10 protein-coding genes are annotated in these 14,746 nt (G+C 70.8%); 5 read left to right on the top strand and 5 right to left on the bottom strand.

The window, feature by feature from the left end:
- Window positions 1–72: 72 nt before the first annotated feature.
- Window positions 73–939, bottom strand: a complete 867-nt coding sequence (locus tag IPL40_01910; protein ID MBK8479921.1) for a site-specific DNA-methyltransferase — start codon at window positions 937–939, stop codon at window positions 73–75.
- Window positions 940–1,017: 78 nt separating this feature from the next.
- On the bottom strand, window positions 1,018–2,211 hold the full coding sequence (locus IPL40_01905; GenBank protein MBK8479920.1) for a putative metal-binding motif-containing protein: 1,194 nt from the start codon (window positions 2,209–2,211) through the stop codon (window positions 1,018–1,020).
- Window positions 2,212–2,334: 123 nt separating this feature from the next.
- On the opposite strand from IPL40_01905, the gene IPL40_01900 reads away from it, so the two are divergent.
- Entirely contained in the window at window positions 2,335–4,314 is a 1,980-nt protein-coding gene (locus IPL40_01900) for a TIGR04551 family protein (protein MBK8479919.1), read from the top strand.
- 160 nt (window positions 4,315–4,474) lie between these two features.
- Window positions 4,475–6,397 (top strand): TonB-dependent receptor, encoded by a 1,923-nt coding sequence (locus IPL40_01895; protein ID MBK8479918.1) that lies wholly within the window; start codon window positions 4,475–4,477, stop codon window positions 6,395–6,397.
- A 60-nt stretch (window positions 6,398–6,457) separates the two neighbouring features.
- On the opposite strand, the gene IPL40_01890 is transcribed toward IPL40_01895, so the two are convergent.
- Window positions 6,458–7,294 carry a hypothetical protein gene (locus IPL40_01890; GenBank protein MBK8479917.1) on the bottom strand — a complete coding sequence of 279 codons (837 nt, stop codon included), beginning with the start codon at window positions 7,292–7,294 and terminating at the stop codon, window positions 6,458–6,460.
- Complete coding sequence (locus IPL40_01885) at window positions 7,266–8,234, bottom strand: tetratricopeptide repeat protein (protein MBK8479916.1); 969 nt, start codon at window positions 8,232–8,234, stop codon at window positions 7,266–7,268. Before IPL40_01885 ends, IPL40_01890 begins: the two co-directional genes overlap by 29 nt.
- Window positions 8,235–8,373: 139 nt before the next feature.
- Here IPL40_01885 and IPL40_01880 point away from each other — a divergent pair, with 139 nt between their 5' ends.
- Complete coding sequence (locus IPL40_01880) at window positions 8,374–10,743, top strand: serine/threonine protein kinase (protein ID MBK8479915.1); 2,370 nt, start codon at window positions 8,374–8,376, stop codon at window positions 10,741–10,743.
- Here IPL40_01880 and IPL40_01875 read toward each other — a convergent pair.
- A complete protein-coding gene (locus IPL40_01875; protein MBK8479914.1) occupies window positions 10,733–11,920 on the bottom strand; it encodes a metallophosphoesterase in 1,188 nt (395 codons plus the stop codon). The genes IPL40_01880 and IPL40_01875 overlap by 11 nt on opposite strands.
- Before the next feature lie 199 nt (window positions 11,921–12,119).
- On the opposite strand from IPL40_01875, the gene IPL40_01870 reads away from it, so the two are divergent.
- Both IPL40_01870 and recA read left to right on the top strand, forming a co-directional pair.
- Window positions 12,120–13,634, top strand: coding sequence for a YifB family Mg chelatase-like AAA ATPase (locus IPL40_01870; GenBank protein ID MBK8479913.1), 1,515 nt, complete (start codon window positions 12,120–12,122; stop codon window positions 13,632–13,634).
- 59 nt (window positions 13,635–13,693) lie between these two features.
- Window positions 13,694–14,740: a recombinase RecA gene (gene recA, locus IPL40_01865; protein ID MBK8479912.1), complete on the top strand. Its 1,047-nt coding sequence runs from the start codon at window positions 13,694–13,696 to the stop codon at window positions 14,738–14,740.
- Window positions 14,741–14,746: the final 6 nt, after the last annotated feature.

Raw genomic sequence — 14,746 nt, 5'->3', positions numbered from 1 at the left:
GCACACTATAGGGCGGCGTCGCCGAGGTCGTAAGGGGCCTGTCGCGCGCGCGCACGGGGGCCCCGCGCTCGCTCAGCGTGGGAGCACGCGGGCGGGGCCGCGGCGCTCGGTGGCAGGCGCGCCCGCTGCGGGCGTCGCACGCTCGCCGGCGAGGTCGGCGTAGCGGCTGCGGGCCAGCTCGAGGTACTCGGGCTCGAGATCGACGCCAAGGTAGCGCCGGCCGAGGCGCGCAGCGGCAACCCCGGTGGTGCCGCTGCCCGAGAAGGGATCGACGACCAGCTGGCCGGAATCGCTGGCGGCGAGCACGATGCGCTCGAGCAGCGAGAGCGGCTTCTGCGTCGGATGCTTGCCAAAGCGCTTCTCGGCCTTGAGCGGCGGCAGGATCGACCACAAGCTCTGCATCTGCTTGCCGCCGTTGTCCTGCTTCATCCGCTGATAGGCGAAGTGGTGGCGGCTGCGGCTGTCGCGCGCGGCCCAAAGGATCGTCTCAGTCGCGTGCGTGAAGTAGCGGCAGCTCAGGTTGGGCGGCGGTGTGACCTTGTACCAGACGATGTCGTTGAGCACCTTGAAGCCGAGCTGCTGCAGCGCGAAGCCGACGCTGAAGATGACGTGACGGGTGCCGGAGACGAAGATCGTGCCGTTGGGTGAGAGGACGCGCTGGCAGGCCGCCAGCCATTCACGATTGAAGGCGTGGTTCTCCTCGATGCCGCGCGAGACGTCCCAGGCGCCCTTGTCCACGCTGACCATCTTGCCCGATTGGCAGGTCACGCCACCGTTGCTGAGAAAATAGGGCGGGTCGGCGAAGATCAGATCGACGCTGCCCGCCGGCAGCTCACTGAGCACCTCACGGCAATCACCATGAAAGAGCGTAAAATCGCCGGTTTCGCTCTGAAAGTGGGGCTGACGCTCGACGCTGCGAGGTGCTCTGAGAATGTACATGCACCTACATTAGGATACCCAAAAGCGGCGGGGCAACTTCCCGGTCGGAGCCGACGCGCCGACGCGGCGGGGGCTGCGCTAGGGCGTGACGCAGACCAGCGGCGCGCTCTCACAGAGGGCCACCATCTGCGTGGCCAGGCTCAGCTCGAGCACCTGACCCGCCTGAGCCTCGGCGTGCAGCTCCACGATCACCCGGCCGCTCTCCGGCAGGGTCAGGTTCCCGGGCACGACCAGCGCCGTGCTGCACTGCGCCACGCTCGTCGTTCCCGGGCTCTCCAACCCCACGCCGAAGGCGCCCGCATCGACGATGCGCCACTCGCAGCCCATCGCGCCCTCGGGAGCGATCAACGCGTGGGCCGCGCCCGGGCAGGCCACGCCCGTATCCGTAACCTGCACTGTGCAAGTCAGGCGCGTGGGATGAACACGCTGCTCAATACAGGCCTGCGCTTCGGCCGTGATTCCGCATTGCTCGGACGCATCGCAGTATTGCTGCGCGACCAGCGGGCTCGTCCCGTCCGCGACGCAGGGCCCCGCCGGCGCTTCGCCCTCGGCGCCTTCGCAGCTCCGTGTTCCCGCTCGGCACTCGGTCTCTGCACCCGCGTCGCCGCGCGCGAAGCAGGGCACGCGCGCCGGTCCGGGCTGGCCATCGCAATCCGTGTCGCGGCCGTCGCAGAGCTCTGGGGCCCCAGGGTAGACCCGCTGGTCGCCATCGTTGCAGTCGGGCGGCGTGTCGCCACGGCGCACGCCATCACAGTCCAGATTGTCGGACGGGGCCAAGGCCAGTCGGCGCGCGCCGATCACCGCGATCTGGCAGCCGGCGCTGCTCTGGAGCTGCGCGGGCGTCCCCTGCAGGCGCAAGGCGCGACGCAGGACAGCCCCGCGCACGAAGCGCTGCGGCTCGGAGAACCCGAAGCTCGCCAGCACCTCGCCGCCGGCGGTGGCGGCGCGCCAGCCGAGCACGAGCACACGCACGGGCGGCGGCGCCTCGACCCCCGCAGGCGGGCGCAGCAGCAGCTCGTAGGGGCGCGCCTGCAGCGAGCGGCCAGAGACCTCGACGCGCAGCCCGGAGACGAGGCTGTCGCGCACATAGAGCCCGTTGCGCTCGACGCCGACGCCAACCTCCAGCGTCTGCATCGGGTCGCCGGTGATCGCGAAGAGCAGCCCCGTCTCTCCCCCGCAGGCGCCGAGCGCTAACGCCACGCCCACCAGCGCGCGGCGCCAGGCGGCGGCCAGGCGCGCGGGCGACGAGTCGGCGGTCAGCTTTCCACGCATGCCTATCTCCGCTCTCGGGGCGCCGGGGCAGGTCGCCGAGCGCGCGGCGACCGCGGCTCCTAACCCAAACGATCATCGCATTGCGTCGCCCTGGCAACGCAATTCACCGGCCCGCGCCCGTCGTTGACCCTATCTCCGCGCGGTGGCTATAGTGCCGCCGCCCCAGACTTCGAGGCGCTCGGCGAGGATGCTTCCCCGCGGGCGGCGCGAGGGCGATCGGTGGCGACGCTGGAGGGTTCGATGCGGCTACTGCTCGGCGGGCTCGCCGTGCTGCTCGGCACGGTTTGTTGGATACCGGGTGCGGCGACCCAGGGGATGATGCCGCAACCGCGCGGCGGCATGGGTGCGCCCGATCCCAAGGCCGAAACCAAGGATGGTCCGGCCGAGGCCGCGCCCGCGGAGGAAACAGCGGAGGAGGAGTTGCCTCCGCTGCCTGCCTGGCCCAACGTCGTCAAGAAGCGCATCGAGTTCTTCGAGCTCGATGGCTACTTCCGCGTGCGCGCCGACCTGCGCCATAACCTCAACCTCAGCCAAGGTGACATCCGCGTCGGCACCCCCGCGGCGACCTACGCGCCTTATTGGATGCCGCTCGCGGAGCGGTCGGAGACCAATCGCTGCGCGCTCCGGCGGACCAGGACGGTCGTCGGCACGGGCGACACGCGCGACCTCCCGGCGAGCGATTGCCCCCAGCGGACCCTCACCGGCGCCAATCTGCGCCTGCGCCTCGATCCGCGACTGAACGTCTCCGAGAGCGTGCGCGTCTTCACGCAGGTCGACATCCTCGACAATCTCTCGCTCGGCAGCACGCCCGACAACCTCAGCGCGACCGGCTATGCCCCCGCGGCGCCGCTGGCCTTCATGGCCGACTCCCAGGCCGCACCGGTCGCGGGACAGAACAGCGCGACGGCGGCGATCGTCGTCAAGCGTGCCTGGGGCGAGGTCGACACGCCTCTCGGCCAACTGCGTTTCGGCCGCATGCCCTGGCATTGGGGCCTTGGCATGATGCAGAACGACGGTCAGTGCTGGGACTGCAACGTCGGCAACAACCTCGACCGCATCGCCTTCGTCACCGCGCCGATCGCTGGACATCGCATCGGTCTGGCCTACGACTTCGCCGCCAGCGGGCCGAGCTCGGCGACAGTGTTGGCCGGCCGGCCGGCCTATGCGGGGCGCTGGGGCAACGGCTCGGTGATCGACCTCGAACAGCTCGACGACGTCGATCAGCTCGCCCTGATGATCACGCGCAGCACCGACGAAGCCGAGCGGACCGACCGCCTGACGCGCGGTCAGCCCGTGCTCGACTACGGCGCCTACCTGCTCTGGCGCCAGCAGGCCTTCGACTACCTCGCGCAATCGACCGACAACAGCGGCACGGGCACGCTCGACCGCACCCAGGACCAGCTCGGCGCTCAGCTCGTGGAACGCCACGCCTGGTCCTGGACGGCCGACGGCTGGGCCCGCCTGGCCTGGCGCAAGCTGCGGCTCGAGGCCGAGGCCATCTTCGTCGGTGGAAAGATCGAGAACGTCTCCGACGATCCGAACACGATCAGCTCGCGCCGCCTCGTGCAGTACGGCTTGGTCGCCCGCTCGCGCTACCTCTTCTTCGGCGAGAAGCTGAAGCTCGACTTCGAGCTCGGCAGCGCCTCCGGCGACGACAGCGAGCTCTTCGACCTCAATCGGCGCCGCCAGCGCGTCATCGACCCCAACCTGCGCGACGCTTCGCTCAATGAGCTGCGCTTCAATCCGGATTTCCTCGTCGACCTGATCCTCTTTCGCGAGATCCTCGGCACCGTCGCCAACGCGACCTATCTCAAGCCCTCGCTCCAGTTCGACTTCCTCGGGGCCTTGGGCAGTCGCCTCGACCTGATCTACAGCTTCGCCAACAACCCGACGGCCTACCCGGGCAACGCGCGCAGTCTGGGGCTTGAGATGGACCTCGACCTCTACTACCAGAACGTCGACGATGGCTTCAGCGCCGGGGTGCAGTACGGGCTCTTGATCCCCTTCAGTGCGCTCGACCGCCCGGCGAGCATCTACCTCAGCGACGCCAAGGACGCCGGTCTGGCGCAGACGCTGCGGGCGCGCATGGTCATCAAGTTTTGAAGTTCCTGATGGGCCGCCGTCCTGGACGACGCCGCTGAACCAGACGCAACGCCCGCCGCCGATCGAGCACCGCGCGTCGGACGTCAGATCTTGAACGCCAGGCGGTGATCGCCACGTTCGGCGTCGCTGAACGCGGGCCGGCGCGGCCCTCGAGGACCTGATGCCGCGGCGACGATCGATCGTGGCCGCGATCGGCCTGCTGATAACGCTCGGGAACGCCGCCGAGGCCGCGCCCACGCGCTTTGAGACGGTCGTGCACGGCGAGGCCAACGACGCCGGCGAGGCTGATCCGACGGCCCTCGTCAGCCGCGTCGACACGGCCGAGGCCGCGCCGGGCACCGAGCTCGCCGACCACCTGCGCGGGGTGCCGAGCCTCCAGGTGCGCGACTACGGCAGCGGGCAAGCGAAGCTCGTCACGCTGCGCGGCGTCGAGCCCCATCAGGTCGCGGTGTTTCTCGACGGCGTTCGCCTGACGGACCCCGGGCAGCCGACGATCGACCTCTCGCTCTTCGATCCACTTCAGCTCGCGTCCGTCGAGGTCTACCGCTCGGGCGGCTCGAGTCGCTTCGGCGCCGGGGCGGTGGGCGGAGCGGTGCTCTTGCACTCGGCGACGGCTGCGCGCGGGCCGCGCACGCGCCTCGGCGCCAGCTATGGATCGTGGCAGACACTGACCGCGCACGCCGGCCAGCGCGCCAGGATCGGCCGGGCGCGCCTGGCGCTGAGCGCCGCCTATCGGCGCAGCGCCGGCGACTTCCCCTTCATCGACCACAACCGACAGACGACGCGCCGGCGCAACAACGACGGCCAGCTCGGCGAGCTGCTGCTGCGCCTCGACAACGCCAGCGCGGCCCCCTGGCGCGTGGGTCTGCTCGCCTCCCTTGGGGGCGCCTGGCGCGGCGCGCCGGGGATGATGCAACGACCGAGTGAGCGCGCGCGCCAAACGAATCTCCGTGCGCTGCTGGCCCTTCACGTCAGCCGACACGCGCTGCTCGGCGCGCGGGGCGGACGGCTCGACCTGCGGCTCTTTCAGCGCTTCGGTCACTTTCGCTTCAGCGAGCCCGCGCCGCCGCCGGTGGAGAGCGAGAGCAATAGCGCCGGCCTCGGAGGGATCGCGGAGGCCACGCTGCCGCTGCGGCCCTGGCTGCGCCTGCGACCGGGGGTCGAGCTCCGCTCCGACCTCTTCTTCGGCGCCGATGCCGGCGCGCGCGAACGCCTCTCTACCGAGGGCTGGCTGGCTGCGGAGCTCTCACCGCTCGGTCGCCAGCTCGTGCTGACGCCAACGCTGCGCTGGACCCGCAGCAGCGATTTCGGCGGGCGCTGGGTGCCGGCGCTCGGGCTGCTCCTGCAGCCCTGGGTCGACCGGCACGCGGAGCTACAGGCGACCGACGACCGCCTGAGCAGCCTGCAGCTGCGCGCGAGCTTCGGCCGCAGCCTGCGCTTCCCCTCCTACCAAGAGCAGTTTCTGCGCGTCGACGGCTTCGGCCCCAACCCGGACCTCCAGCCGGAGGATGCGCTGGCCTTCGACGCGGCGCTGAGCTGGGCGCCGCTCCCGCGCATCGCGCTCGAGCTCGGGGTATTCCGCCGGTGGATCGACAACGTGATTCTCGTCGCGCCGGTCAGCAGCTTTCTGATTCGGCCCGACAACTTCAGCGGAGCCGACACCACGGGCGCCGAGCTCAGCCTGCAGGCGACGCTGCCGGCGGGACTGCGCGTCGGCGCCACCTACTGCCTGCTGCAGACCCGCCTGGCTCAGACCGGCCTGGCCCTGCCGGCCCATCCCCGGCACCAGGGTAGCCTCGAGCTGAGCTGGGCGTTCAGCGGCCTATCAGGCTCGCCGCAGTGGCTGGGGCCACTCCGCCTGGCGAGCTCGCTCGCGGTGCAAAGCGGAATCGGGCTCGATCGCTTCGGCAACGCGCGCGAGGAGGGTCGCGTGTTGGCGGCCGCGAGCGCGCGCTACACCCTGCGCGGCTTCACGCTGAGCCTCGAGGGCCGCAATCTCCTCGACAAGCGCGACGCCGTCGACAGCGTCGGCTTCCCGCTGCCGCCCGCACGCGTCTTCTTGGCGTTGGCCTGGGAGCGTTGAACCCATCTTGACCACCACGGGCCGCGGCGCGCGTGCGCCGGTTCGCAGCGCAGCGTTGGCTTAGCTGCAGGCGCCGGCAGGATCCCAGCTCGGCGGCCCGCAAAGGGTGGCGCAACTGCCACCCACCGTCAGCCGAGGCAAGCACTCCTGGCCGCCCTCGCAGTCCGAGACGCTTCCCGCCGCGCCGCATACGCGCGCGCAAAACCCACCTCCGCGCGAACAGACCGAGCCAGGCATGCAGTCCTGGTCGCCGACGCAGCTCCGCGTGCAGTAGCCGCTGGGGAAGTCGGGTTGCTGCAAGACGCAGCGATCGAGGGTGCGCTCGCAGTCAGTCGGTTGCTGGCAGGGTGCGCCCGTGCTCGCCCGCACATCGACGGCGAGCGTGTTGCTGGCGCTGCCCGCCGCGAAGCCGTCATGCGCCACGCAACCGCGGCCCACCACATGCGTGGTCGTCGTGGCGCCCTGCGTATAGGGCGCGAGGGCCTCGATCACGAAGACCAGCGCTTGCCCTGCGGTGACCCGAAGACCCGCGCTCCCCTCCTGCTCCTGCCCCTGCCACTCGACCTGCAGGCGCGCCTTGGGCCCCGCCAGCCGCAGGCGCGCATCGCCGAGCCGGTATTGGCTTGGAAACTCGGCACAGGCGACGGCCGCGCCCGTGGTCGTGCCCGCCTGCAGGGCGGCCACGTTGAAGAGCCGCACAAAGCGAAAGACCGTACGATCGACGAGGATCGCAGCCTCGAGGCGCGCGATCGGCGCGGGCGTGCCGGCGCCACAGGCGGTGGCCAGCAGCAGCGCCGCGATCGCGCCGAGCGGCGCCCGGCCTGCCGCCTGACGAAGCGCAGGCCCGCCCGCCCGCGCAGCCTGCTCGTCACTGTATCGTGAGCGTGACGTCCGCATTCGCTCCCGGTCCTCCTCCGCCGCCGCCCGCCAGCACGACCGCCGCAATCACGCCCCCGGCCAGCGCCACCACACCCCCCGCTCCCGCCGCCCACCAGAGCCAGCGCCGGCTCGTGCGGGCGCTGCCCGCGGCAGCCGCAGGGCCACCGCTAGCGCCGACATCGACGCCACGCGGCTGCTCGTCGTCGCCGTCACGCGCGAGCACATTCCCATCGGCGTCGCGCGCCTCGACATAGTAGAGGATCCGACCGGCCTCCGTGCCGAGGTCCTGGGCCGGAATCGTCGCCTCCAGGCGTTCCTGACCGGGGCGCGCGCGCAGATGGATCGTCGAGTAATCGGGGCCCTTATAGCGTCGCCAGCGAACGACGACCTCGCGCAATTGCTGGCGCGGATCGTCGATCGCGAGGGCGATCGTGACTGGCCGACCGGCCGTCACCCTGCGCGGCGACTTGGCGACGATCTCCACCGCCGAGCCCGCCACGGGTTGGCCCGTGCCCTCACCACCGCCGCCACCCGCCTCCGCGCCGGCTGGGGCCCCAGCCGCCCCCGCCGCAGCGCTCGGATCCGGGATCCCCTGCCGCTTGAGCGCCTGCGAAAACATCGCGCGAATGCTCGGGGAAACGCCGTCGGGCAGGCGGAAGTCCGAGCGGATCTTCAGCACCTCGACGAAGGCCTGAACGGCGTTCTCGGCGCGCCCCAGCGCGGTAAACGCCACGCCCATATAGAGGTAAGCCCGCGCGCGCTGAATCGGCGTCAGCTCCTTGAGCTGCTGCACGGTGATCAAGACGCGAAGCGCGGACTCGTACTCGAGGTTTTCGTAGAAGCGCTCGGCCTCGCGCAACATCGCCTCGGGGTCGTCCGGCGCGGCGTGGGTCAAAGCGGGCTGAAGTAACACGAGGGCCGCCAGCAGGACGCCGGCGGCTCGAGCGAGATGACGCACCACGCTGCGCAATGTAGTCGCCAGTCCAAAGCCGGTCAAGCGGCGGCGGGCACGCGGGGGGATTTCTCGTCCAAATCGGGCGGCTGGCCGTTGCTGAGGCCGCAGGTGCTCAGTACACTCTCGGGCAGTGGCTGAATCTGTGCTCACCGATCGTCGCGGCTCGCCCGCAATATATAAGACGCTGCGCCGCCTCGGCACCGGGGGAATGGCCGAGGTCTTCCTCGCGCGCCAAGAAGGCGTGGCGGGTTTTCGTCGGCTCGCGGTGGTCAAGCGGCTGCTGCCGCAGTTCTCCAGCATGAGCAGCGTAGCCGAGATGCTGCTCGACGAGGCGCGCATCGCCGCGCAGCTCTCGCATCCGAACATCGTTCAGATCTACGAGCTGGGGCAGGAGGAGGACCAGTACTTCATCGCGATGGAGTACGTGGACGGCTGCGACCTCGCCACGCTGGCCCGCATCGAGCGCCGCCGCAAGAGTCGCGTGCCGATGCGGCTGGTGTTGCGAGTCGTCTCCGAGGCGGCGCAGGGCCTCGATTACGCCCATCGCCAGGCGGGGCTCGACGGGCGGCCGCTGAGCCTCGTCCATCGCGACGTCAGCCCGCACAACATCCTTTGCAGCCGCGAGGGTGCCGTCAAGGTCACCGACTTCGGGATCGCGAAGGCCGTCGGCAAGGTCCAGGTGACCGAGGTCGGCGTCGTCAAGGGCAAAGTCCATTACATGTCGCCCGAGCAGTACACGGGCGACGAGGTCGATAAGCGCTCGGACGTGTTCTCGCTCGGAGTCGTGCTCTACCAGCTCACCACCGGCCGCTTGCCGCGCGTCACCCGCAGCGGCCAGGTCAACATGCGGCAGGTGGCCGAGGGCATCATCCCGCCCCCCAGCGAGCTGCGTCCGGACTATCCAGCGGAGCTCGAGAAGATCGTCATGTGCGCGCTGGCGAACGCGCCAGGCGACCGCTATCAGGACTGCGCCGGGTTGCGCGACGATCTGCTCAATTTCGGCCGCGACCACGATTTGATCGCCTTTCCGAAGGAGCTCGGGGACTACGTCAGCGCCCTCGTACCACCGCTGACCTTGACCGAAGAGGCGGCCAAGGAGGGGGGCGCCCCGAGCGCCAGCGCCGCTCCCGTCAGCCTTCAGAGCGTCGCGCGGGGTACCGAGAGGGTGGCCACGGGGCAGTCAGCCACCTCGCCCGGACATCGCAACATCTCGGCCCTACGCTCGCTCAGCTCGCTCTCGGAGGATCGCGACACCGAGATTCCCATTCAGTCGGAGGAGCCACGACCGGCCCCATCGACCGACCCCTCGATCGTCTACCTCGGCTCCGAGCTGCGCCGTCCCGTGGTCGGGCTCGAGGAGCGCCTGCGCGAGCGCCAACCAGCCAAGGCTAGCCCCGACAGCGGTAACCCGGCGAGCGGCCTCAGCGCGCTGCGTCCCGCCCCAGGGCCTGGTGAGGCCTTCGAGGAGCACGTGACGACGGGCGTCGGCCCGCCGTCGAGCTCGCAGCTCCGTGGCGCAGGCCCGGGCCGCGGCGGCGCGGCCGAACGGCCGAGGATCGGGCCGCCGCCGCGTCGCGAGGAGCGCACCGCGCTCGAACGGCCGCAGCCGCGCCACAGCGCCGAGCGCGGCGTCAATCCGGCACCGTGGGTCGCCGTGACGCTCTTGCTGGTCGTCATCGCCGTCGCGGCGGTGCTGATGGTCTTTCTGCGCCGAGAGGATCGCCTCCTCGCGGGCAGCGGCCTGGCCCAGGGATCGCTTCAGCAACCGAGCGCCGGCGGGCTCGATGTCTGGTCGAAGCCGGAGGCCGCGGTCTTCGTCGATGGCGCCCAGCGCTGCGCCCGCACGCCATGCAGCATCTCGGGCCTCCCGCTCGGCCGCGAGCTGCTGGTGACGGTGCGCGGCGGCGCTGGCTATAGCCTCTGGGTCCAACGCGCGGTGCTCACGCCGCAGCAGCCGCGGCTGCTGCTCGAGGCGGTGTTGATGCCAGAGGCGCCGGGCACGCGCTCCTCCGCGGGCAAGGCGGCGGCCCGGGACAGCAGCGTCGCGGCCGGCTCTAGCGCCAGCGGCAAAGCCTCCGCGGGTAAGGGCACGGGCGGTGAGCACCCAGCGCGGGCGGCCACCGAGCCGCAGCCCGGCTCAGCGGAGAGCGCCAAGCGCGGATCGCGTGGCAAAGGGAAGGTCTCAGTCGGCAAGGCGGAGGGAGCCGACGCGATCCTGGCCTCGGACGTCCGCCCCGGCTGGGCCGAGGTCTTCGTCGACGACAAGAGCGTCGGACATACGCCGCTGCAGGTGACGATCGAAGCGGGGCGCCACGTCATCGAGCTGAAGAACCAGCAATTCGGCTTTCACGCGGTCTATCGCATCAACGCACGGCCGGGCACGAAGACGAAGATCACCGATCAGATCGCTCAGCCCCAGTCGAGCGACAAGACCGGTGACAAGACCGGTGACAAGACCAGTGACAAGACCAGTGACAGGTCCAGTGAGCCGAGCGCTCCGCCTAGTCAGTGATCCCCGCGCGCAGGGTGAGCTCCGTGATCTCGGCGATCGTTCCGAGGCGCATCGGCGGCCCCCAGTAACCTGTACCCTGGCTGATATAGAGCCAGCTACCCTCGTGCCGCACCAGACCCTGGACGTAGGGCTGCTGCAACCGGACGAGGTAGGTCATCGGCCAGATCTGACCGCCGTGGGTATGTCCCGAGAGCTGCAGGCCGACGCCCAGGCGCGCCGCCTCGAAGATCGCCCGCGGTTGGTGAGCCAGCAGCACCAGCGCGCGCTGCGGGTCGCGCCCGTCGAGGGCGCGCGGCAGGTCGGGGCCGTGGCCCGGCGCCATGCCCGCCGAGCTGTAGTCGTCGATCCCCGCCAGGTCGAAGCCCTCCGCGCCGGCGCCGATCGCGACGCGCTCGTTGCGCAACACCCGCACCCCAAGCGCCTCGATGGCCGCGCACCAGGCCACGGCTCCCGAGTAGTACTCATGGTTGCCGGTGCAGAAGAAGCTGCCATGCGCCGCGCGCAGCGTGGCCAAGGGCGCGACCTCATCGCGCAGCTCTTGCACGCTGCCATCGACGAGATCACCCGTGATCGCGATCAGGTCCGGGGCCAGCGCGTTGACGCGCGCGACCACCTCTTCGAGCCAGGCGCGGCGCAGCGACCAGCCAATATGCAGGTCGGTCAAGAGCACGATGCGAAAGCCGTCGAGGGCCGCCGGGAGCCCAGCGAGCGGCACCTCGACACGCCGGGTGACGAGACGCGCCCCATCGCGCGCGGCTCGCGCGCCGAAGATGCCAGCGCCGCCGGCCCAGGCCACTGCAGCGCCGCCAAGCAGGCGTGAGAGCGCAACGCGGCGCTGCGGGTCGACCGGCCCACCCTGCCCGCTCAAGCGCCGCGTCAGCCAGGCCAGCACGCTGAGCGCATCGCCGGCGACCAGCGCTGTCAGCAAGAGCAGCAACAACCCGAGCCAAAGGTAGACCGGCTGCGCGATCCAGCGCATCAGCTCCGGCGCCAACACGCGCCGCAAAACAATCGCCGCGACCAACGCGAGCACCAGAAAGACCAGCAGTCCAAGCGCGGCCAGCCGCCAAGGCGGCGGCAGGGCAGTATCGCGCACCAGGCGGCGCCAGAGATAAGCGTGCAGCCCGACGGCGACGCCGATCACCGAGACCGCGAAGATCAGCAGACGTAATTTCAAGCGCTCTCCACCTCCAGCAGCGCAGCCGATCCGAGTGCGCCGCCCCGGTATGCCGCGCCAGCCGCGCCTGCGCAAGCACGTGCCGCGGCCGGAATACGGATCGCCCGGACCGGATTTCGCACCGCGACGGTCGAGCGCGGCCTAAGCCCTTGAATGCCCGTGGCGCCGAGCTGGCGCGTCGCGTGCTTAACGCTCGTCCATGCTCTGTAGACTCCATACGGCGGCCGTGGTCGGCGTCGAGGCCCTACCGGTCGAGGTCGAGGTCGACGCCGGGCGCGGCCTGCCCGGCTTTCACCTCGTGGGTCTTCCCGACAATGCGGTGCGCGAGGGCGCCGTACGCATCCGCACGGCCCTGGCGCATAGCGGCTTCGACCTCGGCAGCGTCCGCCTGACGGTGAACCTCGCACCAGCGGAGCTGCGCAAGGACGGTTCGAGCTTCGATCTGCCGATCGCGCTGGGCGGGCTGCTGGCGCGCGGGCTGACCTCCTTCGACCCAGCCGCAACGCTGCTCGCCGGTGAGCTGGCGCTGGACGGCCGCCTACGCCCGATTCGCGGCGCTCTGACCGTGGCCGAGGGCGCGCGGCGCTGGGGCTTTGCGGCGCTGCTGCTGCCGCGGGCAAACGCGGCGGAGGCAGCGCTCGTGCCGGGGCTCAGGGTGCTCGGGGCCGACTCCCTCAGCGAGGCGGTGGCGCTGCTCAGCGGCGCGTTGGCCGCGGTCGCCACACCGCCGCCGCCGCTCGACGAGCTGCCCCGGTCCAACGAGCCGGACTTCGCCGAGGTCTGCGGTCAACCGGCGGCACGGCGCGCCGCCGAGGTCGCGGCTGCGGGTGGCCACAACCTCCTCCTGATCGGACCGCCCGGTGCGGGGAAGACGATGATCGCGCGCCGGATCGCGGGCGTGCTCCCCTCGATGTCCGCCGACGAGGCGATTGAGACGACGCGCGTGCATAGCGTCGCCGGCCACCTCAAGGACGTCGGGCTGATTCGTCGGCGACCCTTCCGCGCGCCTCACCATACCTGCAGCAGCGCCGGGCTGATCGGCGGTGGGTCGCATCCGCGCCCGGGCGAGGTCAGCCTGGCGCATAACGGCGTGCTCTTCCTCGACGAGCTTCCCGAGTTTCAGCGGTCGACGCTCGAGGCGCTGCGTCAGCCGCTCGAAGGCGGCCACGTCACCATCGTCCGGGCTCGTCTGGCGCTGACCTTTCCGGCGCGCTTCATGCTCGTCGCGGCGATGAACCCCTGCCCCTGCGGCTACCGCGGCTCCGAGAGCCGCTGCTGCACCTGTGGCGAACGCGAGGCCCAGCGCTACGCCAACCGCATCTCAGGTCCGCTCCTCGATCGCTTCGACATCTTCGTGCGAGTCGCGCCGGTGCCGACGGCGCAGGTGCTCAGTCCCGGCGACAACGAGCCCTCCGCTTCCGTCGCCCTCCGGGTCGCCGCGGCCCGCGAGCGCCAGCGGCAGCGCTACGTCCGCAGCGCCATCCACTGCAACGCCCAGCTCAGCGCACGCGCGCTGCAGCGGCACGTCCCGCTCTCCCCCCTCTCGCGCCGACTAATCGAAGAGCATGCCCAGCGCCACAGCCTGAGCGCGCGGGCCGTCCACCGCTGCTGCCGCGTCGCGCGCACCCTCGCTGATCTCGAGGCCATCGATCAGGTGAGTGACGGGCATGTCGCGCTGGCGCTGGCGCTGCAGCAAGAACGCTGGGTCGGATGAACCACCTCATTCATGGCCTCAGTCCGCTGAGAACCTGATTTTCAACGAAGGAGCAAGCGATGAACAGAGACAGCGTCGTCAGCAAGGAGACCGTCGTCAGCAAGGTGGCCGCCCGATTGAAGGCCATCGCGCAGACCGTCGCCGCGATCGAGAAGCAGTTTGGCGCGGGTGCGATCATGGCCCTCGGCAGTGGCACCAAGCCAGCGCCGATCGAGGTCTTCTCGAGCGGCTCGCTGCAGCTCGACCGCGCGCTCGGCGTCGGCGGGTTGCCACGCGGCCGCCTGATTGAGGTCTACGGCCCGGAGTCGTCGGGCAAGACCACGGTGGCGCTGCACGCGATCGCCGAGGTCCAGCGCAAGGGGCGCCTCTGCGCCTTCATCGACGCCGAACATGCGCTCGACCCGGCCTACGCCGCCGCGCTCGGCGTCCGCATCGACGAGCTGCTGATCGCCCAGCCCGACTGCGGCGAGCAAGCGCTGGAGATCGCCGACCACCTGGTGCGCAGCGCGGCGGTCGACCTGATCGTCGTCGACTCGGTGGCGGCGCTGGTCCCGCGCGCCGAGCTCGAGGGGGAGATGGGTGACGCGCACGTCGGACTGCAGGCGCGGCTGATGAGCCAGGCGATGCGCAAGCTGACCGGCGCCACCTATCGCCAGGGCACGGCGATCCTCTTCATCAACCAGACGCGGCAAAAGATCGGCGTGACCTACGGCAGCAATCAGACGACCACCGGCGGCACGGCGCTGAAGTTCTACGCCAGCGTCAGGATCGAGGTGCGCCGCATCGGGCAGCTCAAGGAGGGCGAGCAGGTCGTCGGCAGTCGCACCCAGGTCAAGGTGGTGAAGAATAAGGTCGCGCCGCCCTTCCGCTCCGCCGAATTCGAGATCCTCTACGGGCGCGGGATCAACCGCGACGGCGAGCTGCTCGATTTCGCCACCGAGCAAGGCGTGGTGAAGAAGTCGGGCTCGTGGTTCGCCTGGAACGATCAGCAGCTCGGCCAGGGCCGCCCCGCCGCCTGCCAATGGCTCGCTGAGCATCCCGAGGCGCGGGCCCAGATCGCGGCGCGCTGTCTGACCCCCGCCGAGCCTCAGCGCACCGCCGCCTGAGCGCGG

This window comes from Pseudomonadota bacterium, from assembly GCA_016711215.1.
GTDB lineage: Bacteria > Myxococcota_A > Polyangia.
Note: the sequence above shows the minus strand (reverse complement) of the source record. Positions and strands in the feature narration are given on the sequence as shown.